Below are 13,433 nucleotides of genomic sequence, written 5' to 3'. Positions count from 1 at the left end.
CGACCCGGGGCTTCATGTGTGACTATGCGCCGATCTTCAGGTGGAAGAAGGCCGATGCGTATTGAGCGGCAGTAGTTCCACCGCTCGCAGAGTTGGAGAGTGCGTAAGCCGGGTCGTAGTATTCGAAGGCTGAAGGAGTCAGGACAAGCGTGTTGCCGTGGGCCATTGAGCCCTTGGACACGCTGAACTTGAATGTCCAGACACCTCCCGTGTTGGATCCTGCCTGCTTCTGACTTGACAGTCCTCCGCTCCCTGCGCTGTATGAAGCGCAGTTAGTCGTGAAGCCTGTGTTGGCGAAGGATCCGGAAAGGATTGGGTTCGCGACGCCTGAGGAGAATCCATCAGGGATCGTTGCCTGCCAATAGCGCGTCGACCCTACTGTGAGTGCTCCTCCCGAGGTTGGGAAGCCTGTAACTCCGACAGTATTGGTTGTGGTTCCGTTCTCCTTCATTAGAAGGCCCGAGCACCAATTCTGAAGGTTGATCGGATCGTAGCTCGAGGCGAATCCTGAGTTGGCGACTGTGTTGGTGATTGTGACCGTGAATGTGATTGTTGCTTCGTTGAGCCAAAAGTTGTTAGCTGTGTTGCCTGTCTTCGCGCTGAAATTGGCAATCGAAGTTCCTGACGTGTAGGAGTTGCCTGCGTCGTCAAGGACGAGGAATTTCAAAGTCGGGGCTGCGAAGGTGAGCAGGTTGAGTGCAGGGAAGTTTTTGCCTTGGATTTGTGACGGAGTCGCACCCGGCGCGATTGTGTGCCAATACATCGTCTCCGATCCGGAGAGAACTTCGTAGACGCTGAGTCCTGCTCCGCACGGATATTGGTTGGCTGTGTTTCCGGTTCCTGAGGAGATTGTTACAGTTTCAAGAGCTGTCTTCCCCGAAGCAGGTTGACCTCCGACTACGACCCCGGCGTCAGGGACGATCTTGACTGTGGTTGGAGTTGAGGAACCTCCTGCGAGGCCATCTGCGAAGTTGAGGGTTATGACTGAGGCGGATAGACCTGTGCAAGCTGCGGCGACTCCGGTCGTGCTCGACGTAGTAGATCCTCCGGGGAGATTGATTGTTACCTGCTTGGGTGGAGGCAGTTCAATGAAGATCACGGCTACCGCGGCGACCACGATCACGAGACCGAGGACTACGGCACCGAGAGATATTGCCCTGCGCTTGTGAACGATTGGTGAATGTCTTCCTGTGAAGATGCTATTCGGACTTGAGTCTCTGATTTCAGAGAGCTTTTTCGACATGCGTTAGTCGTGACCTGTGAGGATTGTTCTTATAACATGGTTGGGCTCAAGGAGCGCCCGGATTGGGGTGCTAAATGGGACGGATTCTGCCAAGCGAGGATCTAATGCTGATCTCCTATTCAGTCTCTTTGGAAGGAAATGCGTCGACTGTGGGACTGTGGAAGGCCCTTTCAATTTCGACCATAAAATCGCATTGCAGAGTGGAGGGAAGCATGAGATTTCGAATATTCAAGTCCTCTGCGAATCATGTCATAAGAAGAAGAATATGTCTGAAGGGATAAGGCTGCATGGAAAAGGGCGAAAGCAGATTGAGAGGTATTCGGACGTGAAATTAATTGAGAAGCTCCGCGAGACTTGGAAGAAAGCCAATGACAGGTGGGAGGATCTCTCCTACCGATTCGATATTGCGAGTATCTATTTCGAAGGTTCGAAACGGAGGGTATACCTGAAGGACGGGAGAGAGCTGCTTCCCTTCGACGATGGATCGACCAAGGTCATTGGGATCACAAATCCTGACATGATCGCTGAAATGGTGACGGAGGGGCTGATCGCTCATGACGCCGAAGTATGGATCATACCGAAGCGGGCACCCGTGCTTGAGAAGATCGTGGAGACAAGGCATGAACTCGAAGAGTCAACAAAGACCGCTAACAAGGAATCGAGAGTCTATGGCTAAGAAAGAAGATCACCCCAAGGACGGACGTCAGCAACCTTTGGGTATGCCGACAATGAGAAGCAACAAGGACAAGGCTGAGATGAAGCACCCCCACACTCTCAGAGAGACTCAGGGACTTCGGAAATTCCTGATCGTGATCCTCGTCGTCCCTGTTGCTGCAGTCCTCTCGATTGCTGCATTGGTTCTCGCACCTCTCGTTCCCGCGTCGTCAGAGTTTCAGATCTACAGCGCGATCTATTGGATCATTACCTACCCCGGGACTTTGACGGGATACAGATTCACCTTTGTCGGAATCATGGTTGTCTTGGCCGAAGTCTTGACGGTGAGATTGGTGATCATGTATTATCGATCGCACCGTCCGGTTGAATCCATACGACCGGAAACTGAGGCCAAGGCAACAACAGGATTCAGATCGCGATTAGCAAGACTGAAGACCAAGCTGACAACACGAGAGCCCGGAGCCAAGTCAGAGACGGGGCCCGGGTCTCAGACTGCCACGACCGCTCAGTCAACGACGAGCGGGCCGGGTTCTGAGGGTGCAACTCCCTCGGCTCCTCCTGTTATGGGGACGATCAAATGCAAACTCTGTCCCTACGTCACCACTTCAAACAGAACAGGTTGGTTCGAGCTGCTCGCACATATCAGGACGCACTCCTACGAGCTTGACACTCTCTTCGATAGTCTTCCCCCTGAGGATTTCGCACAGACAATGATCGAGACCTACTTCATGGAGGCGAAGTAGTTGTCGAGCACTCTCGTTTCGGAATTTGATTTGGGTTGGCTTGCAGGAACCATAGATTCGGAAGGCTGCATTTTCCTCGGAAGATATAGACGAAAAGATTCGCGGAGACCTGGTCTCGAATTTTGGCAATATGCTCCGCATGTCAGAATCTCGAATACAAATATGGTCTTCATTCAGAATTGTCTGCGGATTCTTGGATTTGGAGATAAACACAATTACACTCACAACTATCAAACAGGCAACAATCGGAAGCCTGTTCATCATGTCGTCATTTACTCTCAGATAGAAGCACAGAGAGTCCTTGAATTTATTGGGCCTCGACTTGTCATAAAGAAGAGACAAGCTGATCTTCTGTTGGAGTGGCTCGCAATCAAGAAACCAAGAACTCACGACTCGCATCCGAGTATCGTGAGACCCCGCGAAGAGGAAATCTATTGGGAGCTCAGAACTCTCAATCATCGTGGGAATCAGCTCGTGGGAGTGATGCCCGAGCAGGAGGCGATCGCCACCAAATGAGCTCTACCTTAGAGATTTGGTGGGCGGTGGCACAGGAACCGGGGAGTCCTCTACATCATCCCGGCTGTCGTTTTCATAATAATCGCGGCAGTCCTCGACAAGATCTATCTCGACCCGGCGATCCAGATCCCCGTCATTATCGCATTGATTGTCGGAGTCTTCGCGCTGCTGATCGCAGGGGTCTTCATTCAGCCCTACCTTGCGAGAGCCGACAACTATATTTCAGCTCACATTGCTCAGAGAGACGAGCCTGTGGATCTTCCTTTTCACGGAGGGAAATACCACGAGACCCCGCTCAATTACAATCCCGACAATGAGTTTGAAGAAGACAGAGGAGATACGTTCGATCTGCGCGGGCACCACAGACACGGGATCGCGGCAGGAGATTTCATACCAAGACACGACATGGCACTCTACCTTACGGAGCCGAAGGACTTCTCGGATCTTTTCACCGAGCTCGCAGATCTCGGCGTCTCCGCAGTTTGGACGGTTCACCTGCAATATGATCTCTTCTTCCGAGACCGCTTTGATCTGACCACGGGCGCGATCGTAGCCAAGCGAGGAGTCCCCTTCTATCACCCTCACGCTGACGAAGCCAACCTTCTTCCGACGATCACCGAATACTACAACGAAGAAGGAGAAGGGTCAAAGCCTTATCCTGTCTTCGAAGTGATCCTGACAAGGAAGGGTGACTTCGACATGTATTCCTCTACAGCCTATCACGAGGGAGGAATCAAGGCGTGGGTCAAATCTGTTAAACGGCTTGAGGAGACGGAGGCACTGCCTACTCCGGAAGAAGAGGCTGCGGCTCTCCCAATTCTCTCCAAGTCCGACAAACCTGCGAGGTCGAAGAAGAAATGAGTGGTCAGACAACGGATCAGAAGGGGAGGCCCATTCCGAAAACCAATAGACAGGTCGCAGCAGCTCCCTCGGTTCCTCCTCCAAATCCCCCCGGATCTAAAGCCGCAGCAGCTTCTCCTGCTCAAGATCCTCCTCCCTCTCCAGCTCCTGAGGCCGCAGCAGCCTCGGCTCCTCGGTCAAGACCGCAAAGAATGACCTCTGACGACGAGAAGGAAGGATTCAGCGAGAAGGACGTCTACTACATGCTGAAGGACGTCCGACAAGGTTTCGAAGACATGCAGTCAAGACTCGATCGGATCGAAGAGAACCAAGCGACTACGGGAGGAGGCAATGCAGCCGATATGCCCGTGATCCCCGGGGGCCCGCGATTCAAGACACTCCGAGAGAGAGCTGCTTGGGAAACTCAGGGAGCGGCACTTTCAAGGGAGACTGCGAGGTCGGTCTCCGCTTCACGCACTCGCGCCGATCAGCAGGCACACACTCTCGGGCTGCTGACAGAGATCCAATATCTCGGCAACTTGGGCTATGAATATTTCCTCGGATTCGCTTCCCTGATCGACGAGAAGTGGGTGCTCGATCACACCAAGCGGGGCAAATCGACGTGGATTCCGATCGTAGAAAAGCTCGCTCTGATCGCACTCGCAATAACAGCGATCGTGGTCATTGGCGAAGGAATCTTCCAACCTCAGAATCTTCAGTATATCCTCAATGGAGCTTCGGAGCCGAGGAATCTCCTGATCATTGGGGCGATCGTCGGCGTGTTTGGATCGATCTTTCTCTACTATTGGCTCCAACAGAGACGCAGAAGCAGGATCAGGCCCGGGGGAGCCCAATGAAAGCAGTAGACGATTCTTGGCTATTCCGATTGAATAACGAAGTCGTGGCCGATCCCGGGAAGGATTTCAATGAGCGAAGCGCGTGAAGGCAATCTCGCGCAGCGAAGCCTCTCGAGAGTCCTGCGAGCTGCTCAGGACGAGCAGGAACGGATAATCACCAAGAAGCTCTACCTCACCCTGTCAAACAATCTGACCAATATCAAGGTCATGGAGTTTGTCGAAGACTCTTATCTCTACATCAACGACTATACGCGCCCGATCGAATGGAGGATCGGAGAACTCGTCAATCTCGAGGGGAGGCTCTCGACGATTGCTGAGGCCCGCACCGACCAATGGATTCAGAGCTATCGATCCAACTTTCACAAAATGGCACACAGATATTGGTATGCAGGAGCCCTCGACTATCTGAGGAAGAGAAGGCAACGTGGAAGGACTTGGGATCCGTTGCAGCTTCCTCTCTATGAAGTCGAGGACATGGTTACGAGATTCGGCGAGCGTTGGGTGATCCCTTGGGGAAAGGATGTCGTCGACGTCACGTTCGGCCCTGATTTTCACAGTCCTCAATTCGTCGCAGCTCTCCACAATCCTCCGCAGCTCCTACCCGGGGGAGGAGAACAGATCGACCCTGAGCTTAAGAACCTCCTGCAAAAGAACGCAGGGTAGGACTTGGCACAGGATCTCCGGTTCGCAAATATCGACTCAATGCTTGACAGGCTCGAGCGCAGCTCCTCGAGGCCCACAGCTCTTCCGCGTGAGAACCCAATGGCACTCCACCTCGACGACGGCTATTTCATAACAAGTTGGAAACAGGGGCCCAAGTGGAAGCCGACATTCCTGAGGGCAGAGTCGAGCTTCATTTTCGGGACTACGGACACAGGGAAATCAAGACTGCTGATCAGGCTGTGGAAGATGTTTCAGAGGAGAGCCAATGCACAGGGGATAGACGCTTTCGGAGCTGAGAACGATTCGGAATCGACGGCTCACCTCGACGATCCCGACGTCAGGGACAGCCTGCTCTTTGTAGTAGGCAATGAGGTCAAGGTCGACGGTTGGGATCAGGTCATGCCGATCGGCGAGTTCACACTCGAGAAGGCGAAGGACTACAAAATGATCGTCACGGACAGGGCCTTCTACGGGCCCCTCGACGACGACAAGTGGGAGAACCGTTACTATGCGGCACTCGCGAGAATCTTCCAGCTCGTGAAGAAGAGAGAGGGAGGGCCCAAGCAGAGGATAATCTCCTTCATAATTCGCGAGGCTTGGAACGTGATCATCTCACAGATGGAAGCGGGGATCTCGAGAGACGAGCAGGGAGCAATGAGGAATTTCAGGAAGCTCCACAACCAACGCTATCACTCGAAGGTTGCAGCTCTGATCGACACGCAGAGATTCACGGACTTGGCAGCTTCGGTGAGGTCGCTGACCGACTACAGATACATCAAGGGATTCGGATCAATGCCAATCCCTGACGAGCTCGATTTCCTCTTCAAGCCGAGGCTCTTCGGCATGCACGATTGGTTGGTTCGCAACACTCCGATTGACGAATTCATTCTCCTCACCTACAAGAACGGAGTAGCCCGGGGCACCTACGCAGACATACCTTGGCACGTCCCCAAGGGAGAGTCTCCCCTAAGGAACCATAACATCGTCGTCACCCTGAGGCCCAAGGAAGGAGGAGCCGTGGAAAGAGATCCGTGGGGAGACGCCAAGTATCTCCCGTCCAACAATGATCTCCACAGAAGAATGATCGAACTGCATGGAGAAGGACGCAGCTACAAAGACGTCGCATATCTAATGAGCAACGAGGGAATTCCTATGTCATGGCAGAAGGTCAAGTATCACCTTCGGGGGCAATGCTCCTGTGAGGTTGCGACACACATGACGGGGCCCGGACAAGGGCAGGGGCCGCTCTATCCGCAGGCTACGGGTCAATGACAGCCAACCAAGCTAAGGTTAGACCATATACCCCCTCCTCCACCTCGGAGCAGTCTGATAATGTATAGGCACCTTGGTTTGGCCGAAGGTGCCGCAGGAAATTCGCCAAACGTCCGTTTGGGGAATTTTCCCGAGGCAAAACTTCTTCGGAGCTGTGGCTGCGAGGTGTGTATCTGCGCGACCGTGGCCGAATGTATTCGTGCGGGCTGCGAGTGCTGCGGAGGGTCGCATTGAAAACATGGAAGATCTTCGCGATCCTTGGGGGTCTCCTTGTTGTGGAGCTCGTCGGGATCTATGAGCTCGGAGTTTGGCTATCGACGTGGTTGCATTGAGTGACGAAGTGATCGAGCAGATCGCACAGGAGGAGGAGCTCGCGAGTCCGATTGCTTTTGCCTACCTCCGAGTGTCGACGAGGAAGCAGGACGAAGACAACCAACGGCTACAGATCACGAGGTATGCGAAGGAGCATGGGATCGAAGTCGTCGATTGGTTCGTCGACAAGGACGTCTCCGGAGTGAAGGTGCCTCCCCTGCAGAGGGAAGGATTCAGGGATCTCTACGAAACACTTGAAGGCATGCTCGGGGACGGAAATGCCCCGACTCATGTTGTGGTCTACGAGATCTCGAGGCTCGGTCGCAACCTGTGGGAGATCCTCGAAATAATCAAGCAGCTCGAGGAGAAGTGTCCGATCGTTTCGACGTCCCCGAAGGAGGCATTTCTTCAAGTTGAGGACAGGTCAATGCGATCGCTCCTGATCCTGATCCTTGCGTGGGCTGCGGAGAGGGAGGCAGCCATGACCAAGCAGAGGACGATGGAAGGGCTCGCGACTGCCCGGGAGAAGAGCAGACACTCAGGGACGATTCCCCTCGGCTACAGGATCGATCACAATGCCAAGGACTGCCTGAGACTTGGTCACGATCCACACTCTTGTCAAGTCCACGGAGTTCTGCAGCTCGACGACAATGGGAGAGCTGCCCTCGATATGATCCGGAACTTCAAGAAGGCGAAGCCTCGGAACCTGAGGAAGCTGCTCCCCGAACTGACGTCGCGTCAGGCTTGGGCCCTCTTGTCTAACGTAAGGAAGTTTGGAGAGGGTGGTCAGAAAAAGGAGGAAGCGGCCACTATGGGCCGCTAATCGAAACGCTGATTGAGATCCCGCTCTCTGCCGTCGCTCCGGCTGCGACGTTGAACACATAGGTAACAGTTGTCGAAGAGCCTGCGGTTAGAGTTACGGATGCAGGAGTTGTGCCTGAAGTTATGAATAGACCTGTGGGTTCTGTCCAGTTGACGGTTGGAAGTGGTAATCCTTCGGACTGTCTAAACTTGGTTGGTGGCTTGTTAATACCCCCACGCGGCTATTCCTTGGATGCTCAGGATTTCATTCTTAAGATACCCAATCGCCTTGTTACGCCACAACCATGCCGTCCGCATTGTGGACGGCTACGGCTGGGAAGACGACCCTCCCGATACCGATAGCATAACAAGGTCAAGGACAAAGCTCGGCCAACTGCGGATTTGGCGATTCCCACGTTCTTCGTTGGGCCAAATCAACGGTAAGGACTTCGCTGGCGAACTGACCCACCCCGGACTCTACGTCCTGACTGTCGAAGGCGAGCCAAAGGCATATGTCGGAGAATCAAGCGACCTGAGGAAACGCCTTCGAGACCACACTCAGAAAGACCCCAAGGAATTGCCGAAGCCTTGGACTGATATTGCCGTCATCGGCGATGGGCGGAGCTACTACCAGTCTATCTTTACTGACACAACTTTGCGATTATATCTGGAAAAAGCGACTATCAGTCATTTGAAGGAAGGCGGAATCCTCCAACCAGTAAACAAGCAGGAAGACCCACCGAAGATGACTGCCTCTGTCGAGACTATCGCGACTCAACTCGACAACGAACTAATCTTCGTTCTCTCGAAACTTGGAATCGCTCGCCAAATTTCTAAGAAGCAAGTTCCGACCGATGAGATTAACGAAGACAACGTCAAGACCCTCCTCACAAAGAGGAACCTCGCAGTCTCCAAGGTCAGTCGAGACCAATGGGTGGTCGACAAGGAGACCTACTTCAGAAGGCCAGGCAGTAAACCCCGCAAATCAGAGAAAGGATGGCACTTCTCCCTCAGGACGAAACCGAGAGAGGCCCTCTTTTCTGGTAAGGGTGGTCTGATTATCTCAAGAGGTAGAGGCTATCTGATTCCAGCTCAAGACCTGAAAAATTGGTTAGGTGGTAAGTTGTGGCCTATTGAGCCAGGCAAGGAGGCAATCGACCTTTACGCCGACTTGGTAAATGAGAAGCTCTGGAATGTATCTGATTTCAAAACACTCGACCTCAACAAGTATCGTCTAAGCTGAGTTCTCTTTCGCCAACACGAGAATAGTCTCGCGAAGAATGAAATCCCTCCATTGGCCCGACCGTCTGCGCCGAGCCAGTTCGAAGGCCTGAAGCCTGAATCCGACCTTCTTAGCCATCCGAGCGACTATCATGTCGGTAGGGATATAGACGCCTGAAATCAGAGAATCACCCAGAACCATGACCAGAGGCGCTTTCTTCTTAAGGCCTCGATGAACCTGTTCGAGCGACGGATAAAGGTCTTCGAAATACTTCCGAATGACCTGATGCATGTCGGGCCTTCGCGCAATCTTCTTTCTTTCGAGGTTCGCCCCTATGGTGGCGACTATCTCGGTCAGCCATTCATCCTCGACGCGCCCCTTCTCTGAGCGGAACTCCTCTATCACTCCTCTCGAAACGTTGTCGCAAACGACCATTTTGTCTCTCAACTTCGCCATATCCTCATACGAATTCAAGATGTTCAGCCATGCCGCTTCTATCTTGTAGTTGATGACGTAATCGATGCCATTCGAATACGGAGGAGACTGAATCGAAGCGTCCATACTGTTAGGCTCGAACTCATATGTCCGAGCGTCGGCTGTGAGTATCTTCGTCTCTCCCCATCTCTCTCTGAATGCCTGGACGTAATGCAAGTCCTCCACCATTTGCTTGAGCTTCGCAGAGAAGAATATCTGAGGGGCATTCGGCGGGAGGTGCTTGGTCGTATATCCGAGACCAGGGGCTCGCCACAATCGACTGGAGTCAACCAAGATGCTTCCGAAGGCGAACCAGAGCATCCGCGTAGTCTTGCCCTCTGGGAGTTTTGACAGCGCGGCCCTCATCTTGAGGAGGTTCTTCAGGATGGGTGGGTCGAACTGCCTCTCCGTCTCGGTAAGGAAGGGCAAGTCCTTCGATGGTTCGGTGTCCCTGACCCTGGCAAGAAGTTCGATTCCGCTGTCGAAAAGATGCTCGATGTCTGTCTCCCATGCGAGCTTGCTCTTCGCCATGAAGGTCATCAGGGGATTGAGGTCGAGGCCGATGGAGTTGATGCCCTTCATCTTGGCACAGACTGCGACCGTCCCCGACCCGACATATTGGTCGGCGACCCAAGACTCCTTGCCGAGTCCGAACTGCTTCAGGAATTGACTTACAAAGCTAGAAGAGAATCCTTGGACACAGGGAGACCAACCGTGTATCCTCTTGTCTCCGTTCTCGGTGAACGTGATTTTGCCGCCATATCTAACGAGCTTTGTCTTGAACTGTCTTTCGAACTCCTTCAGGTAAGAATCGGAGGTCTTGAATCCGAATTGAAGGCCGATGTCGGCATTCTTCGAAAGTATCCAGAGGTTCCTCCCAATCATGGAGGCGGTGCCCTTTTCTTTCGTCCTGTCGAGGAGCACTTGGACTTCCTGCGTTGGGAGGCCAACTTTAATGCCGATTTGCCGAGGCGCCATCCCTATCGACCCTGCCTCTTCCAGAGCCTTGAGAACGAGGGACTGAGGCTCTACGGTCGTCATTCTCTCCGACGATGCCTAAGGAATCGTCGATTTAAGTCTGCCGCGACGCGTCCTTCTCAGTTGCTTCTAACAGGATGACTTCGGCCATGTTGGTTATGCTCCGATGCTCCTTGTCGGCTTTCTTCTTCAGCTTCGCATAGACCTCATCTCGCACAGCTACCGTCTTCCACCCTTCATATGGCATGGCACAGACTCCGTAATTACAGGGGCCTGAGGCACGAAGGTCGCCGAGGAAGACGCGAGGTTATTCTTGACTGTGAGTTGTAGGAAGTCTTGATCTCCGTTATTGAAGACTACTCCGGAACAGGTGAAAGAAGATCCGGGGACGCCTGTGCACGTCCCGGCAGTTGGAGCAGTCCAAGTCGCAGCCGTAATGAGGCCCGCGCTCTTGACTGAAATGCTGACACCTGAACTTCCTCCAATCGAGGACGCTGCAACAGCGACCCCGACGAAGGAGAGAGCAATGACGAGGGAGAGGATCGTTGCGGTGCCCACAGGGAGGAGTTGGGCAAGATCTTTCCACCTGTCAGGGAGCCGCAGCAGCTCGTGATTCAGAATCCAGATTGAGGTAGATCTCCCGAGCGAGCTCTGGATCTAAGGGATGGAGCCCGGGGATGGATTCAGAATCGTTTCGTAATTTGGTTGTAATAATTGCAGCGTCGATCGGAGTTTTGCGGTATACCATTGGCAGCTCTGCTTAATACGATCACACGAGAGGGATCCGTTGACGTCGGAGGCAGCTCTCCCGGCATGATCACCGAGGGAGCTCCCCTCCCACTAACGCAATTTTTGAAGAGCTGCCAATGGCCTACCATAAGCAGGGGAAGATTTCCCAAAACAGGCTCCCTGCTCATGGTATACCGCGACAGGGCAACAGGATTTCTCCGGGGATCTCCGAAGTGGTATATGATACGTCGACGTCTACAACAGCCTTTGACCTTCCTGGACTACGACATGCCTGTAGTCTTCCGTCCGTCTGAAATTTACTTCAGGCTCGAAGGTATTGCACTTCTCACAGAACCAACCAATCGGGATCCAAACTCTTCTCTTAGTTGCCCGGGCTGACTTCGGATCTGACTTCTCGAGTCGGACGTAGGCCCTTATCATTTCGGGAGTCCAATAGTGGAACTTCTTGTAGTAGTCACTCCAAGACTTGTGTTTCTCCCGACAGATCTCGGAATTGCAACGAGGGTTTCCTGCACGATTATAGGGACTCACGACTTTAATCTCCGGTATTCTCCCTTGATTGCGACCCATTGAGATCTACAGACGACACAGACAAAGACGTCCCGGGGATCGTTGGGGATCTTGGCTCTAATCAGGTGATCGACGCAGAAGTGGAAACTCAAGGAGGAGCGTTCTCCGTTGAGGCTCTTCTCAATGCGACGAATCGTTTGCAGTTGCATGAAGGATAGCGGCACTTCCCGAGCCTGTGTTGTAGGACGATTGGTAGAGCAATGTTAGAAGGGAAGATCTGTGCGTAGTGTTGACCTCGATCATGGCCGCATGTCGCACAAAGGACTCTAAGATAGTCATTGGTCTCGTTGGTCGAAGTCTTCACGCGAGACCGAAGCCCCTGTAGAGATCGTAGAGTCTGAAAGCGACTCGGAGGGCGTCATGCTCTTCAGGAAAATAGCTCGAGACTGATCCGTCCCATTCGATCACCTTCAGGCCGCAGGCGAGTGCCTGCAGAGCGGTCATGCTCCTCGCCTTGATTAGCTCGCCTTTCATTCTCTTCGAGTCAATGTAGTATTCAAAATGACTAAACAGGTCGGGGATCTGATTCCAAGTGTATCTCCGATCGAGCACCGTCAACTCGAGACCTCTCTGCCTTGCGAACTCCTCGGCGACGTCTGAAGCATTGTAGCTGAAAGTCATGGCCTTTCCTTCTCCATGAATGTCTTGAGGCGCGAAGATCGACCGATCGACGGGATTCGGGAGGTAGATCGCACTCGAGGGGAGGGAGTAGATCATATCGGGAGAGGAATAGAGCTGCAGCGATCCGTCTATCTCGATTTTCTTTCCCCGGGACTCTGATCCGTGGAAGTGCATGACATGATCCTTCCAAGACAGGATCTTCTTCAGAAAGTTATGAGTCGGGATCCCTCCGTTGACGTGCACGACGTCTGCCTTCAGTGCGATCTTCGCAGCATTGAGGACGAAACCCCATGCTCCCTTGTCGATTTCCTCTGCGGGGAAACGGAACCTGTTGAGTGCTGTTCGCGTGACGACCCGGCTGACAGTCCCGCAGTTTTCGTCCATGATCGGGGCGAGTGTCGACGAGACTCCTCCCTGATTGAAGATGTGCAGGATCTTCACAGGATCCAAGTCTCCAAACGCTGTAGTTTGTCGGAAGTCATTGCAAGGGCCCTGAGTGCGATCACCCGGGATCCCGCGAGGGACTTGAATTTTCGTTCGAGTTCGGTGAGTTTGCTGTGGCACGGAGTTCTGAGTAGCAGATAGGATCTCGGATATTTTCCAATGTCTGCGAGTCGCTCTTTTCGACCCCGTCCTGAGTGATTAGTTTGCCAAGGCTTCAGCCTGTGGATTGGAGTCAGGTCGACGTGAGCGAATTCGAAGCCTTCGAGCTCTGAGCATTTCTCGTCACCGCAACCTTCGCACTTCCCTCCGAATTTCTTGATTAGATTCTCTCGTTGTTTCTTCGCGAGTCGGTTCCTGTCGTTGGTCATAGCTTCGGAGTTTCCATTGGAGGCATGTTGCACAGTTCACAATAGACAGGGCATTGGCAGTCTTGTCCGAGCATTGTCCTCCGA

General features: G+C 53.2%; 16 protein-coding genes. 10 read left to right on the top strand and 6 right to left on the bottom strand.

Features of this window, described 5'->3' with window-relative positions:
* Positions 1–22: 22 nt before the first annotated feature.
* Positions 23–1,243 carry a hypothetical protein gene (locus tag VGS11_10785; GenBank protein ID HEV2120569.1) on the bottom strand — a complete coding sequence of 407 codons (1,221 nt, stop codon included), beginning with the start codon at positions 1,241–1,243 and terminating at the stop codon, positions 23–25.
* Between the two features lie 325 nt (positions 1,244–1,568).
* On the opposite strand from VGS11_10785, the gene VGS11_10780 reads away from it, so the two are divergent.
* From VGS11_10780 to VGS11_10740, 9 genes are all read left to right on the top strand, one after another.
* On the top strand, positions 1,569–1,919 hold the full coding sequence (locus VGS11_10780; protein ID HEV2120568.1) for a hypothetical protein: 351 nt from the start codon (positions 1,569–1,571) through the stop codon (positions 1,917–1,919).
* The gene (locus tag VGS11_10775; protein HEV2120567.1) at positions 1,912–2,661 is read left to right on the top strand and encodes a hypothetical protein; all 750 of its coding nucleotides are present in this window, start codon (positions 1,912–1,914) and stop codon (positions 2,659–2,661) included. Before VGS11_10780 ends, VGS11_10775 begins: the two co-directional genes overlap by 8 nt.
* 162 nt (positions 2,662–2,823) lie before the next feature.
* The gene (locus VGS11_10770; protein ID HEV2120566.1) at positions 2,824–3,177 is read left to right on the top strand and encodes a hypothetical protein; all 354 of its coding nucleotides are present in this window, start codon (positions 2,824–2,826) and stop codon (positions 3,175–3,177) included.
* 144 nt (positions 3,178–3,321) lie between these two features.
* Positions 3,322–4,038, top strand: a complete 717-nt coding sequence (locus VGS11_10765; GenBank protein HEV2120565.1) for a hypothetical protein — start codon at positions 3,322–3,324, stop codon at positions 4,036–4,038.
* Positions 4,035–4,874 (top strand): hypothetical protein, encoded by an 840-nt coding sequence (locus VGS11_10760; GenBank protein ID HEV2120564.1) that lies wholly within the window; start codon positions 4,035–4,037, stop codon positions 4,872–4,874. The genes VGS11_10765 and VGS11_10760 overlap by 4 nt, the downstream gene beginning before the upstream one ends.
* Before the next feature lie 69 nt (positions 4,875–4,943).
* On the top strand, positions 4,944–5,537 hold the full coding sequence (locus VGS11_10755) for a hypothetical protein (GenBank protein HEV2120563.1): 594 nt from the start codon (positions 4,944–4,946) through the stop codon (positions 5,535–5,537).
* A 3-nt stretch (positions 5,538–5,540) separates the two neighbouring features.
* Positions 5,541–6,809, top strand: a complete 1,269-nt coding sequence (locus VGS11_10750) for a hypothetical protein (protein HEV2120562.1) — start codon at positions 5,541–5,543, stop codon at positions 6,807–6,809.
* Positions 6,810–7,149: 340 nt separating this feature from the next.
* Entirely contained in the window at positions 7,150–7,944 is a 795-nt protein-coding gene (locus VGS11_10745) for a recombinase family protein (protein ID HEV2120561.1), read from the top strand.
* 231 nt (positions 7,945–8,175) lie between these two features.
* A complete protein-coding gene (locus VGS11_10740; protein ID HEV2120560.1) occupies positions 8,176–9,165 on the top strand; it encodes a GIY-YIG nuclease family protein in 990 nt (329 codons plus the stop codon).
* On the opposite strand, the gene VGS11_10735 is transcribed toward VGS11_10740, so the two are convergent.
* From VGS11_10735 to VGS11_10725, 3 genes are read right to left on the bottom strand one after another with little or no spacing between them, the layout of a single operon-like run.
* Positions 9,157–10,659: a hypothetical protein gene (locus tag VGS11_10735; protein HEV2120559.1), complete on the bottom strand. Its 1,503-nt coding sequence runs from the start codon at positions 10,657–10,659 to the stop codon at positions 9,157–9,159. The two genes, VGS11_10740 and VGS11_10735, sit on opposite strands and share 9 nt — an antisense overlap.
* A 31-nt stretch (positions 10,660–10,690) precedes the next feature.
* Positions 10,691–10,813, bottom strand: a complete 123-nt coding sequence (locus VGS11_10730; GenBank protein ID HEV2120558.1) for a hypothetical protein — start codon at positions 10,811–10,813, stop codon at positions 10,691–10,693.
* Positions 10,814–10,815: 2 nt separating this feature from the next.
* The gene (locus VGS11_10725; protein ID HEV2120557.1) at positions 10,816–11,154 is read right to left on the bottom strand and encodes a hypothetical protein; all 339 of its coding nucleotides are present in this window, start codon (positions 11,152–11,154) and stop codon (positions 10,816–10,818) included.
* A gap of 761 nt (positions 11,155–11,915) precedes the next feature.
* On the opposite strand from VGS11_10725, the gene VGS11_10720 reads away from it, so the two are divergent.
* On the top strand, positions 11,916–12,074 hold the full coding sequence (locus VGS11_10720; GenBank protein ID HEV2120556.1) for a hypothetical protein: 159 nt from the start codon (positions 11,916–11,918) through the stop codon (positions 12,072–12,074).
* A 142-nt stretch (positions 12,075–12,216) separates the two neighbouring features.
* Here VGS11_10720 and VGS11_10715 read toward each other — a convergent pair whose 3' ends face one another.
* Both VGS11_10715 and VGS11_10710 read right to left on the bottom strand, forming a co-directional pair.
* On the bottom strand, positions 12,217–12,978 hold the full coding sequence (locus VGS11_10715; GenBank protein HEV2120555.1) for a hypothetical protein: 762 nt from the start codon (positions 12,976–12,978) through the stop codon (positions 12,217–12,219).
* A complete protein-coding gene (locus VGS11_10710) occupies positions 12,975–13,349 on the bottom strand; it encodes a hypothetical protein (GenBank protein ID HEV2120554.1) in 375 nt (124 codons plus the stop codon). Before VGS11_10710 ends, VGS11_10715 begins: the two co-directional genes overlap by 4 nt.
* Between the last annotated feature and the right edge of the window lie 84 nt (positions 13,350–13,433).

It is taken from the genome of Candidatus Bathyarchaeia archaeon (assembly GCA_035935655.1).
In the GTDB taxonomy this organism is placed as follows: domain Archaea; phylum Thermoproteota; class Bathyarchaeia; order 40CM-2-53-6; family 40CM-2-53-6; genus 40CM-2-53-6.
This window is presented reverse-complemented; position numbering and strand designations above follow the sequence as displayed.